This is a genomic window from Roseiconus nitratireducens (assembly GCF_008629675.1).
Lineage (GTDB): Bacteria > Planctomycetota > Planctomycetia > Pirellulales > Pirellulaceae > Stieleria > Stieleria nitratireducens.
The window spans coordinates 248,876-272,050 of sequence record NZ_VWOX01000001.1 but is presented as its reverse complement, the minus strand read 5'-3'; the positions used below and the strand labels follow the sequence as shown (position 1 = coordinate 272,050).

Sequence of the window (23,175 nt, the reverse complement as noted above, 5' to 3'; positions counted from 1 at the left end):
CGGCTATGGTGATGCGTGTCGATCGGCGAACTTCAAGAACTGTTTCCAGTCTTCCGGGACCGCACGATGTCCCTGCGAGTGATAGTGGAACCCCAATTGCCCTGACACGATCGGCTGGTCCAGTTCTGGAAGTGTTTCGGTACCAAGGCCTGTGCCGCCCAAAAGTCGGTACACCGGTTCGGCGGCGACCATCGCCAAAAACTCTCCCTTGGGATCGCTCCACTGATCGCTGACGCCACCGTTGATATAGACGGAACGAGGGGCGATGGCAGCGATCAACAGATGCTGATCAACCGGCAGTTCGTTCCAACGGCCCACCCAACGTTGCAGATTGCCTGCGAACTGCCAGGGGAAATTCTGTGCCATGTCGTCCAGCGTTTCGCCCCAGTCACGTCGTATCAGCGAAGCCCCCATCTCGCCCGGTACGACGCTAAAAACGCTGTGGATCCGCTGGTCATTCGCAGCCGCCCAAAGCGCCGTCTTGCCGAGTCGCGATGCTCCGGTGATCGCAATGCGGTCTTCGTTGATGTCGTCGTCGGTCTGCAGGTAGTCAACGACACGGCTGGCGCCCCACGCCCAGGCGCTGATGGTGCCCCATTGGTCGGCGGCTGGTTCGGAATGGCCCTCGGGTAACGTCAATCCGATGACTCCTCGGTTGAACGCATTCGGGCGATCGGGTTGGATGTCGTTGTAGCCGATCTGGGCGAAGGCCCAACCGTGCGCAAGTACCTCGGCGATCGGATCAAATCGCGGCGGCCCGCCGGCCCGACGCGGAAACTCGCCTCCGAAGAATGAGAGGTTCAGCAGTACTGGGACGGGACCTTTCGCCGTTTTGGGAACGTGCAATGTGACGTGCAATTTGGGCGCGTCTTCTTGATCCGCCGCACCGACGGTTCCTTCGATCTTCTTTGTTGTCGCATCACCTCGGGAGCCTTCGTCGGTTTCCATCACCTTCCAGGTGACACCGGGAGCATTCTCCGGGACTTGCCCATAAATCTGTTGTTGGTAAAAGCCAAGGATCTCCTGCCGTCGACGCTGCCACTGGTCAGCCGTCGTGACCCTTGTTCCATCCTGCATCTGCAGCGGATCAGGCAACTCATAGGCGGGCACTTGCGTCTGGTCGTAATTCGAGACGTGACCGGTTCGCTTTGCCAGCCGGACGGGATTGCCGCCTGGATCGCTGCGTCCAAGGTACGCCACGTTGTCCGCGTTGCCGGTCGTGCCCGCCGGGGCGGAATCAGGTCGAAACAGCGCCGGCAGGAGACTGGTGAGGTACTGACGCCAGACGTGGTAGTTGTGGACTCCCTCGCTGAGCCGAAACTGATGGTTGATCCCCTGCTCCTGAAGCAACCGCACAAAATTCTGGTTTCGCTCTATCAAGAAGTCGTCTTTCCCACATCCGATCCAGAATAGATCGAGGGCCTGGTTCACGTCATCGGCCCGAGCCAGGACCTCGGAAAGCTGCTCCGCCTCCGTGCCGTCCTTGTCAATCGGAACGGCGCCGCTGAACGAAGCAATCACGCTGAACCGGTCCAGATGCGTCAGCCCGATGGTGATGGCTTGGCCACCGCCCATCGACAGTCCCGCGATGGCCCGATCTTTTGGCGAGGTTCGAACCCGGTACTTGCGTTCCACCGTCGGGATCACCTCTTGCATCAGATAGGCTTCGAATCTCCGCGTGTTCGTCTTTTGCAATTCGCTGGGCGATCCATGCGCAACGGCATGTCCGAAGGGCATCACGACAATCATTTCCGCGGCATCGTCTCGCCGGATCAAATTATCCAGGATGAAATTCGCGGCGCCGATCATCACCCAGCCGATGGGCGTGTCGTTCGAACCGTGCAACAGGTACAGCACCGGATACTGTTTCTGGTGATCCTTGTCGTACCCGGGCGGTGTGTAGACGGAAAACCAACGCGTGTCGCCCAGCAGTTCGGATTGGTGGAAATTGATCTCGACGTTGCCGTGCGGAACCTCGGCGGCCTGCCACACCGCGTCGCCCGGTATATGGAAGTAAGACCCCGCGCGGGAGGCACGCAGTTTGACCGACGCGTTCTCCGGATCCGGCACCTGGACGCCGTCGATCTCGAATCCGTAGATGTGATTCCCCGGCGGAAAGGGACCGGCGGTCGCCGACCACATCCCGTCCTGGCCCTGGGCCATCGGCAATTCTTCGCCGCGTTTCAGCCAGTCGCCCAAAACCAACACTTTGGACGCGTGTGGAGCAATCACGCGAAACGTGACGCGGGCATCCCGGTGAACCTCGGGTGAAAGCCCCGCCGCAACGGCCAACCGGGGCAGGGCAGCCACCGCGATGAGCAGGGCTAAGCAGTGCAAATGCTTCACGACGAAATCCGGGGAAGGGAAAGAACCAGGATTGCGGCCCAGCTTCCAAACCAAACGGGCGGCCGCTCTCCATGGAAACCGTTTTACCACAGGACGCTGCTTCGCACCGGAACCGGACCCCGCGCGGCACGCATGTCGAAAGAGCCGGTTTCGCGACCACCAGGAGGGTCGGGGCGTCCGTCGTTTTTTGGGAATCCCCCCGACTTTTTGTCTCCACCATCGTAAAGCTACCGGCCCGATGGGCTCGGAGCAGGTAGAAAACCAGTCGAACACTCACCGCCGTCCTCGAGGCCCACCGCGATGCGACTTCCCCGCCCTTTGAGAATCCCGACGCTCAGCTTGCTGGCTGCTTCTGCTATGGGAAGCCAATGGAAGTGCCAGGCACAACCTCCAAACATCCCGACGCGGCAAATCCTGGAAGCGTTCCAGGACGGTTTTCAAAAGGCGTTCGATCAGAGAATGGCAGCGGCGGAAGCCGAGGGACGTCGCCGTAATCAGGTGGAATCGCTACGCATTGAGATGCTTTCGGGAATGACCACCGAGCAGTTTCGCGAATCCTGGCAAATCGATCTGGTCGCCGACCAGATTCCCGCCGATCGCCTGCTGGAAGATCTGGCCAAGCCGCTCGGCTGGACGGTGCATCGAACTCCTGAGACGGCCAACGCATTGACGCGTCCCATCTCCATCGAACTGCGAACCGTCTCCCGGATCCAAGCCTTCGAGACGATCTGTCGGGAGCTCGGCCTGACGCCTCGCTATCCGGATCCGATGCGTTCGTCCGCGGGCGGCGCGTTGGTTGCCGGCCTGATCGCCGCGGGAGAACAGCTTGATCCGGCCCTCAAGACCAGGCCGGCGGATAACCAAGCGGCCGACAACGCCGTGACCTTTGAAACCGGTGCGCGCAAGCTACCCGTTGCGTTTGCCGGCCCGTGTTTCATCGAAGTGACCAAGTTGGTCGAGAACCCACCGCATGCGACAGGGCGGTTGGACCTGACCGTCCACGCGCCCGGCCTTCCCCCCTCGGTTTTGGCCATCGACCAGCCCAGTCTCGCGTTCGGAAAGATTCGTAGCGTCCAAAGCAATCGAGAAACAGATCTGCTGACGGACATCAACACGGGGGCGATGGTCAACTTTCCCTGGCTCTCGCGGCAAATACCACTGAAAGGGCTCCTGCAAAACGTCGACTCCTTTTCCGTCAGCGGGAGTTGCGAACTCTGGGTGCCGACGGAGGTGGTCACGTTGGAGTTCGACCAACTGGAGGAAGGCGCATCTCAGACCGCGGGCGAATTGAAGGCCGAATTGATAGCCGTCCGGCCGATGAGCAAACGGGCCAACGGAGAAGAACGGAAGGGCTTCCGCATCCAATTGAAGTACACAGGGTCCGATGCGGGGAAACCCAAATTGTTGGGTGTTGATGACGCGGGGAGCCTCCTTTCCGCGGACGGCAAGAGTGTGTTCTGGGCAGGACGATCGGGCCATGCCAGTTTCACGATGTGGGGCGACCCGGCACGCTTGGTCGTGAAATTCCCCCGACAGACCGAAACGCTTCGCTATCCGTTTCAAATCAACGACGTCCCCCTTCAGCATTCAGATCAGCAACCGCCCCGTCTGACACCGATCGTTTACGGCACGCACGAAACGCCCGTGGACGTCGAAGTCCTGGAATTGAAAGAGGAATCCGTGTTTCGCAAAGTCCGAGCGCGGATTCAAAACCACGCCAACAAAGCCGTTCGGACCATCCACTACACGCTGCGGTATCTCGATACCAATGGCGAAGAGGTCAAAACACATCGCAGCCAACAATCCGGCTTCGGTGCGGATAAACCTCTGGTCGCCCGCCACGCCAGCGCGGAGTTCGAAGCCACCGCGTTCTTCATGCCGGACAATGCGACCGATGTGGCGTTCTCGCTCGATGCCGTCCGGTTCTCGGACTACAGCAAGTGGGAGCGTCCCGAGATCAGTCCAAAGGGGAAGCCCTGAGAGATAGCCCCAAGAGAAAGCCCCGAAACCTGGCTCTTGCGCAATTCCTCGTTGGCGATCCGGTGACGCCGCAAGAGATTCACATTCCCGCCGCAACAAAAACCCTCCATCGGAGGGACTGCCTGCCTCCATCCGGTGCACCCGCCGCCGGAACGTGATCGGCTCGGCAACGCGGGGTGGGCGACCGAGAAGCGATAGCGCTTGCTCGGGATCCGGGCTCACCGAGACCTTGATGAGGTTCTCCGCCAATTCGACTTCAACGAAAACGCGGCCGGCAAGGTCGGAAGCTCACCGGAGCCCGCGAAATCCGGATGCGCTGGCACAATCGATTCAGATTTCGGGACCCAACCCACCAATCGGTCCTGAGCGAAATCTGCGGCCCCCGGACGGTCCAAGCATTCACCTGGGCCTTATGGGCGTGCATGTTTAATCCGACGCTGCCGCGCTGTTCGCGCGGAACCCCATTTGGATTCCCTCGTCAAACCACCTCGATCGTCCGAGATGCAGTGATTTTGCGGAACTTCACGCCACCTCGACCGTCAAACGTCCACGCCAGATTGTGGGCCCCGGAGACCGTCATCCCCCCTCCCGTTGCCAGAACATGGGTGTTGGGGGCGGAAGGTTTCGGCGGTTTCGCCCGTGACGACGTCAACCGAATGCACTCGGTGGCGGCCGCCCCGGGCCTGGCCAGATCGTCAATCCCTACTGACATTTGCGGGTTTTTCCGGTCGAACTATACTCGGCACGCGTCTCTCGATTGTCCTGCCCGTCGAGACTCGGCTTGTCAAACTGCCTTATTTCAGCCGTGATTTCTTAGACAGAAACCGCACGGTCCACACACGATTTTCCACCCCACCCGGTCGATTTGCCATGACGGCGAAAGCCGCCTGCGGCGAAGAGGCCTCCTTGAAGGTCCGGTCTATGACTTCGCGAAAGCGAGCCCACTCCACGCCCAACGTCTCTCCCGCGGGCGTCAACGAGTCGAACATCAGTGAGTCAAAAGCATCCGCGTCCCGATCGATCACTCGGGGAAAACGCCGTGGAGCCAAGGCACGAGATTTGCGCCGTCGGCAGCTGATCGAATCGCTGGAGGCTCGGCACTTGATGGCCGGTCCACAGTTGATTGGCATCCAGCCGAACGACGGAGCCCTGATCACCGACGGGTCGGTGCGTGATTCTTCTCCGCGCGTGCTGACCTTCGGCTTCGACGAAGACCAGGTGCTCAATCCGAACACCTTCGATGGGATCCAGATCAGCCGCGCCGGCGAAGACGGTCAACTGGGGACCGGTGACGACGTTCCCGTCGAACCGGGCCTGATCACGCTGGGTGATCCGAACCAGAACGAGGTGGTGGTCCGCTTTGCCGAGGCGCTCCCCGATGATCGCTACCGGATCGAGGTCTTCGGGTTCGACGATGCCGGGCTGGGCGTCACGGGTTTGCGCAATACCAATAACGAATTTTTCATTCCCAGCGATCCCACCCAACGCAGCGAGGTGATCGATTTCCGGCTCAGCTTGGGCGCGCTGGTCGAGTCCGTGGTGCCACAACCGGTCGTCCGCAACAACGACGGCTCGTTGACCCAGAACCGCAACGAGATCGTGATCTACTTCAACGAGGATCCGCTGTTCGTTGAGGATGATGACAACGGTCAGCCGACGCAGCGCTCGGCCGAAAACCCGCGGTTCTATCAATTGCTGCTGACGCAGGAGACGGTGCGCACGACCGATGACGTGCTGTTCCGTCCCGACGAAGTCATCTACGACTCGGCCACGCACACGGCGCGGCTGATTTTCAGCGACGACATCAACGCCTTGCCCGGTGTCCCGCTGGAAGGCGGCACGTGGCGATTGCGCGTGGGGACGGCGGTGGATAACCGCGTCGACCTGATTTTGCCGCCGGAACAATTGCCCGTTTCGCCATCGTCCGTCACCGATTTCCAATACGACGGGCTGCGCGTCCGCTTTTCTTCGCTCCAGGTCGGTGAGTCCGGAAGCGGGACCGAAGTCAGCTTTGAGGATTCCGGTGCCGGAGGTCTGTCCGTCCGGCTGGACGGCGGCGGCAACGTGATCTTCGATTTCGGCGGCAGCACGCCGACCGTCGACGACTTGAAGGACGTCGTGCTGGCCACCCCGGCAGTCAACGCGGTCCTGGCAATCCGCTCGGAGCGGGACGGCGACAGCACGCAGGGCGGCGATCTGACGATCCCGCGCAGTGTGGTGGGTGCGCCGCCGATGGTGTTGGCGGCGGCCGGCGAAACATTGTCCACGTCCTTGGACGTCGGCATCTTCGGTCAGGACGACGCCATCACCAGTCTGGTCCTCAGCGAGTCGATCGATCCGCAGAACTTTGACATCGAATTGCTCGGCGGCAATGACGACCCCGGTCACCTGGACCTGGACGGGATCGGGACGCAACTCCGACGGCACATCAATCCCAACTTCGGGGCCGACACGACCGATGGGATCACGGAGATCCTTTACAACTTCCAAGGCATCTTCGACAGCTCCGGTTCGACCGACTTCCTGAACCAGATCACGCAGACCCAAAGGGAACGGATCCGCGAAGTGCTGAACCTGTGGTCCAGCAAGATCGGAATCCAGTTCCGCGAGACCGCGGACATGGGGGTCACGTTTGCCGTGGGAGACATCGGCAATTTGCAATCCCGGCCGGGAACCACGCTGATCGGCCCAGGTTTCGGCACCGGATCCTCGATCAGCCAAACCCTGCAAGCCTCGATCCGGATCGATCCGACGTTCCAGGAGTCGGCGCTGGTGTTCAGCAACCAGACCAGCTTTGGCCTGGACTACGGCGAGGACTTCACCCGCAAGGCGGTCGCCGGAGTTGGCTTCCTGCTGGGATTGGAGCAAGCGACGGACCTGCCGCCCCAAACCATCATGGCGCTCAGTTCGTTCTTCCTGAACCAGAGCATTGACACGCCGGTGGCGAACGTCGATCTGGAACCCATCTTCCCGGGCAACTTCGACATCCTGCACGGTCAGTACATCCATCGGCCCGATAGCGTCGACATTGACCTGTATCGGTTTGAAGTCGACCTGGACGATGCCGACAAGGTCGGGCAGTTGACGGTCGAAACCTTCGCCGAACGCTTGCCCGACAGCAGTCTGCTGGACACGACGCTGTCCCTGTTCCAAGAAGTTCACGCCTCAGCGATTTCCGACCTGGGTGTCGGTTCGGCGCTGCAAGTCCAATTTGAATCGGTCACACCGGGACGCGCGGGCAACAACACGGAAATCCGATTTGTTCGCTCCGACCGCAACGCGGGTGACACCGCGGTCCGCGTCAATCGCGTGTTGGACGACGCGGGGAATCCGATCCCGAACGTGGTGCTGTTGGACCTGCCACGTCGCGGTCCCAATGTGCCGACATTGCCCGCCCAAGCCGTCGTCGACGCGATCAACAATGACCCGTTCGCCAGCTCGATCATTCGCGCATCGATCCTCGATGGCGAGTCACAGACGGATATCAGCGGCGGCCAGGCCGCGCCGCTGCCGGTCCGCCTGTCCGGCGGACAACTGCAGAAGATCGCCCAGAACGATGATTACTTCAGCGAAGATTCGCGGGTCATCACTTCGCTCGGAGAAGGTGTTTATTACATCGGAGTCTCCGCGAGCGGCAACGACGGCTACGACCCGACGATTCCCGGAAGCGGCTATGGCGGACGGACGCAGGGCGCCTACGACCTGCACATCAAATTTGAACCGCAGGTCGACGAAGTCGACGTGATTCGCGACACCGACAGCTTGCGCGCCGGCGTTCCCGGCACGCCGTTGGACGGAGACGCCGATGGCACGCCCGGCGGCGTCCATAACTTCTGGTTCCAGACCCGACCGTTGAATCGGATCCTGAACTTTACCGATGCGGGCGACGCCGTCGTCCCCGGCCAGGAAATCGAGATCGTCTCGGGCAACGGTGTCGTCCGGACCTATGAATTCGTGCAGATTGGCCAGACCGCCACTCCGGGCAACGTGGCCGTGTTCTTCAGCGACGGTTCGGCGGGCTTCCCCACGCCGGCCGGAAACCTGGCGGCCGCGTTGGCATCAGCGATCAACACCCGCCAGGCGGAAACCGGTGTTTCGGTCACGCGTCTGGGCACGCAACTGGTATTCAACGGCGAACGGAGCATCGATCTTTCGACCGGATTCCGCGGTGCCGAAGCGATCGGACGCAACATCTTCGTCGACAAGACGGCCGGGCCGAACGCCGATGGCAGTCTGGCTCGACCGTTCAACAACATTGCCAACGGAAACGTTGCCAACGCCTTCGGCAGCGCGCTGCCGGGCGACATCGTTCGGATCGTCGGCAACGGCGGGGTCGACGGCAACATGGCCACCGAACAGGACAACTTCAGCTACCAGATCGGGATCTCCAACGTCGGCGGCAACTCGCTCAGCGACGGCCGCGCGATGGAAGTGCCGCAGGGCGTCACAACGATGATCGACGCCGGCGCTATCCTGAAAATGCGAGCGTCTTACATCAGCGTCGGCAGCAGCACGCTGCAGGTCGACCGCAGCGGTGGGGCGTTGCAGGTGCTTGGGGCGCCGCGTCTGGTTCAATTGAGCCCGCAAGGTGATCCGATCACCACGACTTTGATCGGCGACCAAGAATCGGGAATCAATGGCTATGACGACGGCAGCGTGATCATCACCAGCGTGCGAGACCGTGTGGCCGACGTTGCCGCGGCCGGAAACAGCCCCGCGGCGGGCCCGGGCGACTGGGGCGGATTGATCTATCGACGCGACGTGGACCAGTTCGAAGGACGACGGGACCTGGAGGACGACGGGGTCTTCCTGCAAAGCGTCAATCACGCCGAGATTCGCTACGGCGGCAGCAGTAATGTGTTGATCGATTCGATTCAGCAGTTGGTCAACCCGATCCAGGTCGTCAACATGCGACCGACGATCACGTTCAATGAAATCACCCGCAGTGCCGATTCGGCCATCAGCGCCTCGCCGGATAGCTTCGAAGAGACTTCGTACCAGGCACCGCGTTTCCAACAGGCCGGGGCATTCACCGCGGACTACGACCGCGTCGGGCCCGAAATCAGCCGCAACCATTTGGTCGAAAACTCGGTCAACGGTTTGTTCATCCGGGTTCCCACCACGGCCACGCAGGCTCCGCGGGAACTGACCGTTGCCGGCCGATTCGACGACATCGATGTCGTGCACGTGTTGCCGGAGAATCTGGTCGTCGCCGGGCAATCCGGCGGGTCGATCCAAGACGGCTTTGCGCCCTCACTCAGCCTGGTCACCGCGCGGCAACTGGCCGGCGGGACCCTGACGTCGGGCGATTACATCTACAAAATGACGTACGTCGACAAGGACGGGTTTGAGTCGCTTCCGAGCACGGACGATTTCTCGTTCAGCGTCGATACGACGGGAAGCAGCGTTGAATTGACCGCGTTGCCGACGGTTCAACAGAGCAGTTCGTACGTGTCACGTCGGCTGTACCGCGCACCGGCTTCCGCTAACCCGACGTTCAGCCTGATCGCCGAACTGGATACCAGCACCGCGTCGTTCATCGACGATGGAACCACCAGCGACGGCGTTCTGGATCTGACACGCCAGGGCATCCGCGGCCGCCTGGATGCATCGTTGGTGATCGACCCCGGTTTGATCATGAAGCTGCGTGGTTCCCGGATCGAGATGGGACAGGGGACGCAGTTGCTGGCCGAGGGCTTGGAAAGCAATCCGATCGTCTTCACCAGTACGCTTGACGATCGCTTCGGCGCCGGCGGCACCTTCGATACCAACAACGACAACGACACCCTCGCAGGTGCGGCGTCGCCGGATCGCGGCGACTGGTCCGGGATCTATGCCGGGCCGACTTCCAGTGTCAGTCTGGACAACGTGCAATTGGCTTACGCCGGCGGGATCAGCTTGCTCGAGGGCGGGCTGTCACGTGGCTTCGTTCCGTTGGAACTGCAACAGGCGCAGGGTCGGATCACCAATTCGCGATTCGAATTCAACGACGTCGGACAAGATGGCGCCGGCCCCGTCGGCCGCTTCGGCCGACTGTCCGTTGCCCCGTCGACCATCTTCATCCGTGGCAGCCAGCCGATCATCGTCGGCAACACCTTCGTCGACAACTATGGTCCGACCGTCAACAACGACGGCTCGATCATCGACATCGACATCGAATCGATGGGCTCCAACATCCGACGCGACGCCGGCCGACAAACCGGAGACATCGATCGGATTTCCGAGTTGGACGACAACTTCGGTCCGATGATTCGGTTCAACCGTTATCAGTTGAACGATTCCACCGTTGGTACTCAGCTTTCGGGATTGGAAATCCGTGCCGGCGAACTCACGACCGCGACGACGTTTGACGACACCGACATCGCGCACCTGCTATTCGACAGCATCGAAGTCGGCAACCTGCACAGCTCGGGCGGATTGCGTCTGCTCAGCCGGCCGGATGAAAGCCTGGTCGTCAAGTTCGCGGGCCCGGGGACGCCCAACAGCCAGACGTTCGGTACCGGCATCACCGCGACCGGATCGACGTCCAGCATTCAAGATCGGGTGGGCGGTTCGGTCCACGTGATCGGGATGCCGGGATCGCCGGTGATTCTGACCAGCCTGAACGACGACACCGTCGGTGCGGGACTGAAGCCGGACGGTTCACAGTTCACCGACCATGATGGTGACGGAACCGACACGCGACCGTTCGCCAACGACTGGCGTGGCCTGTACTTCGATCAATTCAGCAACGATTACAACATCCCGGTGCTGCCGGAATTGGAGTTGTCGACGGAAGTCGCTCCCGGATTGAATTCGTCGGTTGAAAACGCGCAGTTCCTGGGCGAACTCGCTGAAAACCTTTTGACCGGTGACCACGTCCGTCGACTCGGATTCGAAGTCGACGGCTACCTCAGCGGTTCCAACGACATCGACGTCTACAGCTTCATCGGCTCGCCCGGGACAGAAGTCTGGATCGACATCGATAAGACCAGCTTCACCCTCGATACGGTGGTCGAGCTGTTGGATGAAAACGGCAATGTGCTGGCCCGCAGCGACAACAGTTTCGAGGAAACCGCCCTGGGTGCCGGCAGCCAAGTATCGGTCTTTGATCCCGACCTGGAAGGCGTGACGACTTCGCTGCAAGCGTCCGCCGAACAGTACACCAAACGCGGCGTGGGCGGCCTGTACGAAGACTACGGATCCACCAACCCGCGGGATGCCGGAATCCACTTCCGCCTGGCCGGAAACACCGCCGATCCTAACTCGCGCAGCGTCTACTTCTTCCGCGTCCGCAGCGCGTCGGTCAATCCCGATGACGGCAACGGCGGACTGACCGGAGGCGCCTACCGTGCGCAATTGCGTCTGAAAGAGAACCAGGAATTCCCGGGAAGCGTCGTGCGTTACGCCGACATCCGCTATGCGAACCAGGGGATCCACGTTCAAGGTCTGATGTCGTCTTCGCCGCTGCTGGGTGAAGCACAAGAGAACGAGCAATTTGGCGGTTTCTTCTCCTCGGCCAGCAACGACACGGTCTTTGGCAGCACGCCCGGCCAGGGGGCACAGTACATCGGCAATCTGGTTGATAGCGTCCGTAACGTGATCAGCGTTGGCGGCGAACTGAGCAGCACCACCGACGTCGACCTGTATGAGTTCGAGGTCGATTTCTCCCAAGGCAGCGGGCTACAGTCGACGGTCTTTGATATCGACTACGCCGACGGCTTCAACCGTCCCGATACGAACATCAGCGTCTTTTACGACCCGGACGGCGTGCCGGACTTTGAAGACCCCGCCAACTTCCCACCGCAACTGGTGTTCTTTGGCAGCAGCAGCAATGTGGCCGACGACCTGGTCAGCCCCAACGGAGAGAACAGCGCGATCGAGAAACTGATCCGCGGTTCGATTTCCAATGGCGACCCGTTCATCGGTCCGGTGGCGCTGCCCGAGGGCACGTATTACGTTGCGATCACGTCCGCCAATCAGACCCCCACCAGCCTGAGCGGCGCGGTCGTCGAACCGATCAATTCGGTGGACCGGATCGTCGAAGATCGCGTGGACCGCACCAATCCGGAATCGCCGAGCACGGCCAATGGTCCCGAGATCCCGCGTCTGTTCAGCGACAATGTGATCAACGGATCGCTGTTCACGATCGGCGTGGACAACCAGGGCGGGCACGGCAAGCCGCAACACTTCGACGGCACCACGGGTCCGTTCCAACCGTCTTTGGGCGGAACGCGATACTCAGAATTGGATGTCTCGGGCACGTTTGATGCTCCGGAAGTCGTCAGTTCCACCGCGGTGTTCCCGGCCGACCTCGATGCGTTGGACTGGTCGATCGATGATGATTTCGAAATCGGCGGATCGGCCGGATTCTTCGGCACGGCTCCCAACACGTCGACGACCATCCCCCACATCTCGGTTGCCGGCAACCTGCAAAACGACCCGGGCGACCTGTACCAGTTCACCCTCAATACGGTCTCGCGGGTCATCCTGGACATCGACAACGGTTACGACATCACCGGCGAAGTCGACGATGATGACGACCCGAGCACACCGGACGTGAATGTCGATCCGTCCAGTGTCGACGTTGATTTGGTCCTGTTGGAGCCGGATCCGAACAACGCGGGCGCCTTCCGGACCGTGACTCCACCGGGCCGTGTCAACGATTCAAACAGCGTCAATGACGGTCGCGGCGGAAGCAATTCGACGTTGGACCCGTTCATCGACCAAACTTTGGCGCCGGGCGTTTACTACATCGCGGTGCTTGAACAGGGATCCACGCTGACGTTCAACGCCGACAACGTGACACTGGGCGGAGGCGGCGGTAGCGGTGTTTCGTCTTACAGGCTTCATGTCTCGGTCGAAGACCACGTCCTGCCGCCAGGCTCCGGCACGATCTCTCAGGGCGCCGAGGTCCTTTCATTCGATCGCAGCGTCAACGCGGAAAGCGGTTCGGTCACCAGCGAACCGTTCGACCTGTCGGGATACGCCGCCGCCGACCTGCCGTTCTTGTATCTGAACCGGCTCTACCAGCCGGCTGTCGGTGATTCCGCGTCCCTGACCATCATCAGCGATCAGAATCCGGACGGCACCGTGATCCACAACTTCACGGCCGGCAGCTGGGACCAATTGCGACTCTCCCTCGCCCCATTCGCCGGGCACAGCAATGTCCAATTGCAAGTTGACTACACGACCGATGGCACCGTTTCGGCCGCGATCGGGTTGCGACTGGACGACTTCATCGTCGGCTTTGCGGAACGCGGCGAAACAGTGTTCGGCGCCACCACCGGAGCGACCTTCACCAGCACCGGTTTCGGAGGCACGACGGGCAAGTACCAATTGGAAATGCGTCCCGCGACGGACTACGCATCGCCTTCATTCGGTGGGACCACGAATCTGGATGCCAGCTTCGACACCAACGACCGGCACAACCAGAGCGTCACACTGATCGCACCGGACGCATCGCAGATCGTTGACGGCGACACGTTCGTCTTGAATGATGGCGTCGCCAGCCAGACGTTTGAGTTCACGACCACCGCCGGTTCGGTCACTTTCGGCAACACGCCGGTCTTGTTCGCGCCCGGCAACAGCGCGGCGCAAATCGCCGGAGCGATTCGCACGGCGATCAACAACCAGAACATTGTGGGCATTGAAGCGTCTAGTTCCGGCGGTGCCGACACGGCGCCGACGACCGACGGTCGTTTGGCACTGACCGGCCGCGTCAACGGATCCTTCGCGCCGGTCGATTCGGCCCGCGACGTGACCGGCGGTGCTCTGTCGACCGATGCCGAAGGCAACCTGCTGATCCCGGCCATTCTGCACAACGGTCTGGGCGACGAGAACTATGTCCGGACGCAAGGCCAAGTGATCGTCGAACACAACAAGATCAGCGACGTCCGCGGTATCGGCGTTTGGTCCGAACCGGGCATTCGTGACTTCAGCCCGCGTCACATCCGTGACAATGCATTGCTCGAACCGCCGCCGGTGGCCAACAGCTACCCGGGTGCTGTTCGGAACCTGCCGACGCTGAACGACAGCGTCCTGGGCGGTTTGGCCCCTGGGATCGTGATCGAGAACAACACGATCGATCAAGCCGAATATGCGGGCATTAAAATCGACGGCCAGATCGCGCCGCTGACCATCGAAACCGGTTCGGGTGACACAATCACCGACGGCAGCACCTTCGTGATCGATGCAGCCGGCACACGTGTGGTGTTCGAATTCGAGGACATCGGCGAGGGAACGATCCCCAGTCCCAAGCGGCCCGTGTACGGTTCAAACACGAACGGCGGTGACGGTTACCGCGACGGGCACGTGCCGGTTTACTACCGACAAACCGACAGCAACCCGTCATCGGTCTACCAGGGCCGCACCTCCGCTTATACCGCATTGGAGGTGCTGCACGCGATTCGCGAATCGATCCAGGGCAGCATCCTGGTGACCAACGGCCTGGTCGAACTGGTCGATGTCACGGTGGGTCCGTCGCTGACCAGTCAGGCGCCCACCGGTGGCGGGTTCCCCGGGTTCCCAGCCTCCGATGTAAACTTCGCCACGCCCGCCCTGTACATCGAGGGTGCCAGCGCGATCTACAGCGACGACGCGGAAATCATTATTGATCAGGCCCCGGTGTACGAAGCACCGCAGCCGTTCGCGCGAATCGTCAACAACACCATTTACGGAAACGACGGGACCGAATCGGCGACGCCCGAAACGCCGTCCGAGCCGGACGACTTTTTGTCTCAGGCGACCGAAACGCATATCGGCAGCAGCCATCGTGATCCGTACGTCCGCACCGTGACGCTTGGAGACAACAGCGGACCGCTGGCGCCGGAAGCGGATGTCGACATGTACCGAGTTTACCTGGAGGTTGGCGACCGCTTGATTGTCGACATCGACACGCAGGACGACGGCCCCGACACCCTTGTGCGAATCTTCAATTCCACCGGGATTGCCCAGTCGTTCCTGGACGCCGACGGCAACCTGGTCACGGTCAGTGACAATGCGGCCGCGCCCGGCTACCTGGACCCGGCGTCGACGGTCGACACCCAAGTCACCGATGACGCCAATACGCGCGACGCGTTCGTGGACTTCACCGCATCGGTGACCGGGACGTACTTCATCGGCGTCAGCGCCGTGGGCAATGACAACTACGACCCCCAATCGCTGTCGGACCGCGTTTCCGGAAACGGCGGCTCGGGCGTCTACACCGGCGACTACACGATCTCCGTCGAAACGTACGCCCCGCGTTCGTTCGTGATGAGTCTGAACAACGGAAGTGGCGACAGCCGCAACCCGCCAAACTGGGCGGAATCGGATCGCAACGGCAGCACCGCCGCGGCGCTGATTGGCACATCGTTCACTGTCACCCAGATCCCGGACACGTCGCCGCTGGCCCCGATGGGCAACGGCACCAACGAAATCACGTTCCGATTTACCGGCCCCAACACCCCGGCACTGATCAACAACGGTGGCAACTTTGAAATCGCGGTGGCGTTGCGCGACAACTACCGCGTGCCCGACATCATGCGCGCCATCCAGAATGCTTTCGACCGAGTGTACATCACGGGCAACGGACGCTTCCCCTCGGTGCCCAACGGTGGCCCGATCCCCGCCGGCGAAGCCGATGCGCTCGGCGGCCAATCCGGTGCCGGAGCGGACCTGTTCGAATTCACGGCGTTGTACCCGCCGGACTTCAACACCAACGGATTCGGACATAACTATGCGATGACCAACGGAATCGGCGGATTGACCGATGGTGCCGGATCGACGGAGCAGTACCTCTTCATCGAAAAGGTCGCCGAAATCCACATCAGCCCCGAAGCCGCGGCGCTCGGTTTGAAGCTCGACCCGCAGCCCGGTCGCGACATCGACCAGTTGATCAATGAAACCGGCGTGATGATCGCCGGTGGAGCCAGTCCGACGTTGCTGAACAACGTGTTCCTGAACTTGCACGAAAGTCTGGTGGTGGAAGAAACTCGCTTCGACGGGTTTGGGGAACCGCGACGCGGCTCCGACAATCAGCCCAAGCCGATGGAAGTGATCGTGGTCGGATCCATCTTCCAGCACGACGAAACGACGATCACGCAGTTCAACCAGGACATGATCTTCCGGGCGTTCGAAGACACCGGCCTGACCACCCTGCGAGCACCCAGCAACGTCAATGGCGGCTCGGACGACTTCAACGAGACGCTTGGCAATGCCGACGCGGCAGTGCAGTACGCCGAGGCCAACAACTTCCAGCCCGACTTGCAGTCGATCCTGATCGATTCCGCGGTCAACTCGCTGGTCGAACGTGTCGCGATGGCCAACCTGAAAAACTCGGTCGGCCTGCCGATCAGCAACATCGTCGCGCCCGACCTGGACGTCGACGGAATCCTGCGAGCCGACAATCCGGACGTCGCCCCGCCGGGCGGGATCGGAAGTTCGGTCTTCAAGGATCGCGGATCGGTTGAACTGGCCGACCGCGTCGGTCCGATCGCGATCGCCGAGGCCCCGCGAGATAACGACGCGGAAAACCTTGACACCGATCCGAACATCAGCTTCATCAACCTGGACAGCGGCGTTTACGACGAATTCCGGATCCAGTTGCGTGACGCCGGTGACGCCTCCGACCCGTTCACCGGATCGGGGATTGACGACAGCTCCGTCGTCGTTGCGGAGATTCCGGGCGTGCGTCCGAGCGGCGCCAACGTGACCGTCTTCGAAGACGAACGGCTGCTGACGGAAGGAATCGATTACACGTTCAACTACGACGAAACCAAGAACATCATCACGCTGACCCCGCTGGCCGGGATCTGGCAGGGTGATCGGGCTTACCGCATCCAGCTGAACAACGCCGATCGCAATGTGGTGATCGCGCCCAGTGCCAGCGAGGTGAAGGACGGCGACCAGATTCAGATCACCGACAGCAACGGCGGTCAGGTCGTCTTTGAATTCGAATCGGGCTACCTGCTGCAGATGCCCGAACCGGTGACGCTGGAAATCCCCACCGTTGGGACCAACCAGGGTGGTTTGATCGACGGTGGTGTCTTCACCATCAACGACGGCAGCAACCCGCCGGTCGTGTTCGAGTTCGACTCCAACGGCACAACACTGCCAAGCAGCGTTCCGGTGACTCTTCCGACCGACCCAACGCCGAACGACGCGAACGAGTTGACCGCGTTCTTGACGATGATCGCGAACAACGTCGCCACGGCGATCCAAGGTGTGATTGACAATCCCAACCGCGAGTTCGATGTCGACGTTCGCGTCGTGGGCACTTCGGTGGTCATCGGTAGCGAACGCGGCACGTTCGCCGACGCGTCGACCAGTGGCCTGATCGCCGCGACCCGGACGCTGGGGCTTCGCGTCCCGTCGGCCGGAGCCGGCGTCGGTGGTGTCGTCGTTGGTGACACGTTCGAGCTGAGCGATGGTCGGCTGACGACCAACTTCCAGTTTACCGACACCAACAACCCGGCAACGCCAGGATTCGTCGGTGTCGACATCACGCCGACCGGTGGCGTCGGAACGACACCGCTGGACGCCGATGAAGTGGCGCTCGCCATCCAGAACGCCATCGTGCTGTCCAACCTGGAGTTACAGCCGTCGATCATCGGTCAAACCGTGTACCTGAACTTGCCGACCGACGGCAGCGCGACAGTGCCCTCCGGCCAGTTGCGCCCCGTCAGTGTCAGCCGCACGCCGGACGATGGCGACCTGATCATCTTCACGCCCAACAACGGCGATCCGGACGTGATCTTTGAGGTCAATCGCACCGACGAGCCGGACGGCAGCGGTGGGATCATGGACGACGGTGTGGCCCAAGACCACTTCGCGCTGGATATCACCCGCGGCATCACCGGGGACAACTTCGCCCGCCTGGTCGCCGGCGAGATCCAAACCAAGACGATTCCGGGTCTGAACGCCTCGCAGGTCGAGGAAGTTGATGGCGGAGTAGTCAGCATCGGCGGACAAACCGGCCTGGGACTCGACACGACCGGTTCCAGCTTGGAAGTCATCGGTTCTCCCGACGTGACCGGGCCGTCAACGCTGGAGGTTTATGGCCCGCTGTTGATGCGGGTCTCCTCCGGAACGCCCGACGATGGCGACCTGATCACCCTGATCGACCCCGCGGGCAATCCGGTCTTGCTGGAATTCGACGACAACGCGACGTTGAACAACGTCAATGCCACTCCGATCGCGTTCACACGCTTCGACAATCTGGACACGCTTGGCGCGTCGATCGTTGCAGCCATCAACGCTTCGCCGGCCGGCATCACCGCGACCTATCGCGGCAGCGGAGTCATCGATTTGGGACGCATCGACGAGAGTCGCGTCAGCACGACGTCCGGTCAGATCACAACGCAACGTGGAATCGTCAGCGATGGAGAAGTCCTGACCATCAGCCAGGGCAGCATCTCGGTCAGCTACGAGTTCGAATCGGTGAACAACGGTGGCGGCGTGGCGGCTGGCAATGTGCCCGTGCCGTTCCAGCCCGGCAGCACGCCGGAAGATGTGGCCAACAGCCTGGCCGCGGCAATCAACAGCAACAGCGGCGGTCTTCGTGTTTCCGCCGAAGTGGAAGGCGGCCTGGTCCGCCTGAACGATTTGCCGGGGACCACCGTCGACGTGTCGGCGGCACCCACGTTGCTCCTGTCGGGCGTGCCCGGCGGGGCGATCCCGATCAACATCTCGCCGGCGGATTCAGCCGAAGGTGTCAAACAGGCGATCCTGGAAGCGATCAACTCGGTCAACACCGGACCGGAAGGACAGGTCACGACGTTGATCGCGGAAGATCGGGGAGGGGCAAGCTTATTTGTCGACAACGGCACCATCTTCGAGGGCCCGATCACCAGCTTCTTCCTGCCGGCGATTCGCGACGTCCAGGGCAACCCGCTGGAAGCCAACCGCGAGGACAACACGACTCAGTTCACGATTCTGATGCCGACCGTCCTCCTGGACTTTGGGGATGCGCCCGATCCGGTCGACAACGTGCCGGGACGTTACCCGACCTTGCTGATCAACGACGGTGCCCGCCACGTCGTGACGGAGGACTTGTACCTCGGGTCGCAGATCGATGCCGACGCGGACGGACAACCGTCGGTCGATGCCGACGGCGACGACTCGGTTTCGGAAGTGACCGAAACCGGGACGCTGTTCACCGTTTCGGTCATCAGCGGCGAAGCGGTGATCAACGTCAACGCGGCGACGGTCGATCCGCTCACGCGTGACGGCGACACGATCACGATCACGACGGGGGTCTCGACCGCGACGCTCGAATTCGACTTGAACGGCCGATTCGACGAAGACAACTTCGCCATCCAGCCCGATGATCCGACTTCCGTGCCGTCGATCCTGGAAGCGATCGAAGCGGCGATCATCGAAAGCCCGGTTCAGCCGGCCGGCATCGAATTCGTCTCCACCGCCATCGTGATCAACAGCGATGACGAAGACGGAATCAGCTTCTCGAGTGATCGGAACCCGGGCGGCGTGCTGAACAAGAATGTCGCCCTGCCGATCGACGTCACCGTCACCGGCCGGGGGATTCTGCAAGGCTGGATCGACTACAACGCTGACGGCGAATGGTCACCCAGCGAGGCGATCCGGTTCTACGACGAAAACGCGTCCCTGGGCGAGGTCCAGTCGCTGGAATTCACCGGCAGCCCGACCGGCGGAACCGTCACCCTGGACTACGACGGAACCACCGTCGGCCCGATCACCTTTGCCGGGACCGGGATGGGAGGAACGACCGCGAGCAACATTCAATCCGCCTTGATCGCTGCCGGCGTCGGCGGTCCGAACGACGTGGTTGTTTCGCAGGTCGGACTGAGCGATGTCGAATTCACCGTCACGTTCACCGGCGTGTTGGCGGGTACTGACCTGCCGTTGCTGGAACTCTCGCAGAACAACCTGGATCAGGGGACGCTGCTGAGCTCCGAAATGACGAAAGCCGCCACGCCGCGGACTCAGCTTTCGCTGACCGGCAACGGCGAGCAAGTCTTCACGTTCGACACCTACATGCCGGCTTCGGCACCCGATCCGCTGTTCCCGACGCAGACCATGGCCCGGTTCCGATACTCGCGAACCGGTAACCTGTCTCCGAGCGGTCTGTCGCTCAGCGGTGAAGTGGAAGATTACGCGATCCTGCTGGTGCCGGGCGCGCCGCCGGTCGTCACGCCCCCGCAGGCCAATCGGACCTTCACGGTGGACGAGGACGGAGTCCTGCAGGCTCTGGACGCCGACGGCACGCTGACGCCTTCGGTCACAACCGACAACGGTTTGATTGCCGGCGTGATCGACCCCGACGGGGACAACGTCGCGATCTTCCCTGAAGACACCGGCATTCGCACCCTGCTGACCCCCAACGAAACCGTTGCGGGCGAACTGGACCTGCAGGCGGACGGAACATTCACCTTCATCCCCGCCCCGGACTTCAACGGCACCGTTTCATTCACCGCCCGCGTGACGGATGTGAAGCCGCAGAATCCGGATTCGCAGCTGATCAATCCGGATCCGATCCGGGTCACCATTGAGGTGTTGCCGGTGAACGACGCTCCGGTCGCAACGACCGCTGACGTCATGACCAGCCGAACGATCAACGAAGACGAGGTCACGTACTTCTTTGCCGAAGACCTGATCGATCCGTTCTACGTTCCGGGCCCGGCAAACGAAGCGAACCAGATGCTGGTCTTCCAATCGGTGTCCAGCGTGAACCTGGGCGATTCGGTTTCGTCGCTCGGCGGGATCCTGGAAATCGTCGACGACGGACGCAGCATCAAGTACACGCCGCCGGCGGACTACTTCGGTTCGATCCCGGACACCTTCAACTACGTGGTCGCGGACGTCCCCGGTGGGACCTTGATCAGTGAGACGGCCGACAAGCCGGGAACGGTTTCGGTCACCATCAATCCCATCAACGATGCCCCGATCGCCGGCAATGACTTCTACAACGCGATGGAAGACACGCCGTTGAACATCGCCATCGTCGGCGGCGGCTCCACCGTCGGCATCCTGGACAACGACGTGCCGGGGCCGCAGAACGAAATTGATCCGCCGGAAAACCAGACGGTCAGCCTGCCGACCAGTCAGTTCCCCGTGCAGACGGCACGCGGCGGTAGCGTTCGCCTGGAAAACGGCAGTCTCGTTTACCGCCCGCCGGGACTCTACAGCGGTCCCGACAGCTTCACCTATCGAATCGTCGACGACATGGGTGCCGAGTCGTTCGGCACGGTGTCGATCTCGGTCGGTGGTGAAAACGACGCCCCGATCTTCGAAGGCGTCGACGGCCAGAAGGACAGCATGGACAACCCGATCGATGAGATCACGTTCCCCGAAGCCAAGCCGGCTGCACAGCTGACTCAGTTCGACTTAAACACGTGGTTCAGCGATCCGGAAAACGACAACCTGACGTACACAGTCACCAGCAGCAATCAATCGATTGTGGCTGCCGAACTGGAAGGCAGCACGTTGACGCTAACGCGTCCCGCGTTCGCGTTCGGGACGGTGTCGTTGACGGTGATGGCCACCGATACCGGCAACCTGACGACGACCGAGACGGTGACGGTTCGGATCGCCAACGAAAACGATTCGCCGATCCTGATCGGTTCGCTCGACCCGCTCTCGGGGAACGAAGACCAAACCGTCATTCGCGAATTGACGACCGTGTTCAGCGATCCCGACGGCGACGACCTGGACTACACCGTCACGCGACTCGGCTCGATCGTTCGTCCGACGGCCCAGCAGATCACCGATCATCCGCTGATCCGATCGATCGTGTTCGTCGGCGACCAAATGCGGATCACTCCCGAGCCCAACCAGTTCGGTGTGGTCGACATTGAAATCGAGGCCTCCGATGGCAGTTTCCGAGTCAGCGATGCCTTCACGCTGACCATCAATGCGGTTCCGGACACGCCGATCGCGGTCGACGACGGGTACAACGTTCCGATCGGATCGACGCTCCGCATCCTGAGCCCGGCCAGTGGCCTGCTCCGCAACGATTCGGACGCGGACGGGGACACAATCCTGATCGATCTGGACTCGGTCACCGAACCGTCGTTCGGAACGTTGGAGATCAACGCGGACGGAACGTTCGTGTACGTCAACACCTCCGGCGCGATCGGCACGATCGACCAGTTCCAATACCGCGTGATCGACAGCACGTCGCGGACCAGCCAGTTGGCGACGGTCCAGTTGACGCTGAACCAATCGGAATACCAGAACCCGATCGACGACCTGGAAGCGGACGTCAATGCCGACGGCTTTGTTTCGCCGATCGACGCATTGCGGATCATCAACTTCCTGTCGCGTGAAGCCGATGGTCAGTCCTCGATCCCGGTCGCGGAGATCGGATCGCCACCGCCGGATTACTACGACGTCAACGGTGACGGACGCGTTTCGCCCAGCGATGCGTTGGCAGTGATCAACGAGCTTGGACGCCGCCAGGCCAACGGCCGGGAAGGCGAATCGATTGCGTCGCTGGGTGTCTCCAGCGGATTTGTTTCCGCCGGCACGATCGGATTGCCGAGCCGACAGTTGGCACCGGTGCTGGAAGAGACGCCAACGACGGACACGTTAGGCGGCGATCCCCGCGACGCGTTGTTGGCGGCCGGTCTGGAGATCACCTCCAGCCAGTTGGACTCGATCGACTTGTTGGGTAGCGAAAGCGAAACCGGGGCGAGTTCGGCGGCAAGCGTTGACGAAGCGCTGTCGCTGCTGATGGACGACATCGACCTGGATTGACGGGTTCCCGCCAAGCCAGCGGCATCGGTTGCGATGCCAAGACCGGTTGCAACGTGCCACGAGGTGGAGTGGTAAACGTTGCAACCGGTTTCTTCGGCAATTACTACTGCCAGCCCACCCGCCGCAGCCTGTTCGACTAAATTATCAGACCCG

3 protein-coding genes are annotated in these 23,175 nt (G+C 61.6%); 2 read left to right on the top strand and 1 reads right to left on the bottom strand.

What is annotated here, in order from left to right; all coding sequences use genetic code 11:
* Positions 1-3 precede the first annotated feature (3 nt).
* On the bottom strand, positions 4-2,346 hold the full coding sequence (locus FYK55_RS00830; RefSeq protein WP_161604229.1) for an esterase: 2,343 nt from the start codon (positions 2,344-2,346) through the stop codon (positions 4-6).
* Between the two features lie 300 nt (positions 2,347-2,646).
* Here FYK55_RS00830 and FYK55_RS00825 point away from each other — a divergent pair, with 300 nt between their 5' ends.
* Positions 2,647-4,326, top strand: coding sequence for a hypothetical protein (locus tag FYK55_RS00825; protein ID WP_150074101.1), 1,680 nt, complete (start codon positions 2,647-2,649; stop codon positions 4,324-4,326).
* A 921-nt stretch (positions 4,327-5,247) separates the two neighbouring features.
* Positions 5,248-23,022, top strand: coding sequence for a tandem-95 repeat protein (locus FYK55_RS00820; protein WP_235908324.1), 17,775 nt, complete (start codon positions 5,248-5,250; stop codon positions 23,020-23,022).
* Positions 23,023-23,175: the final 153 nt, after the last annotated feature.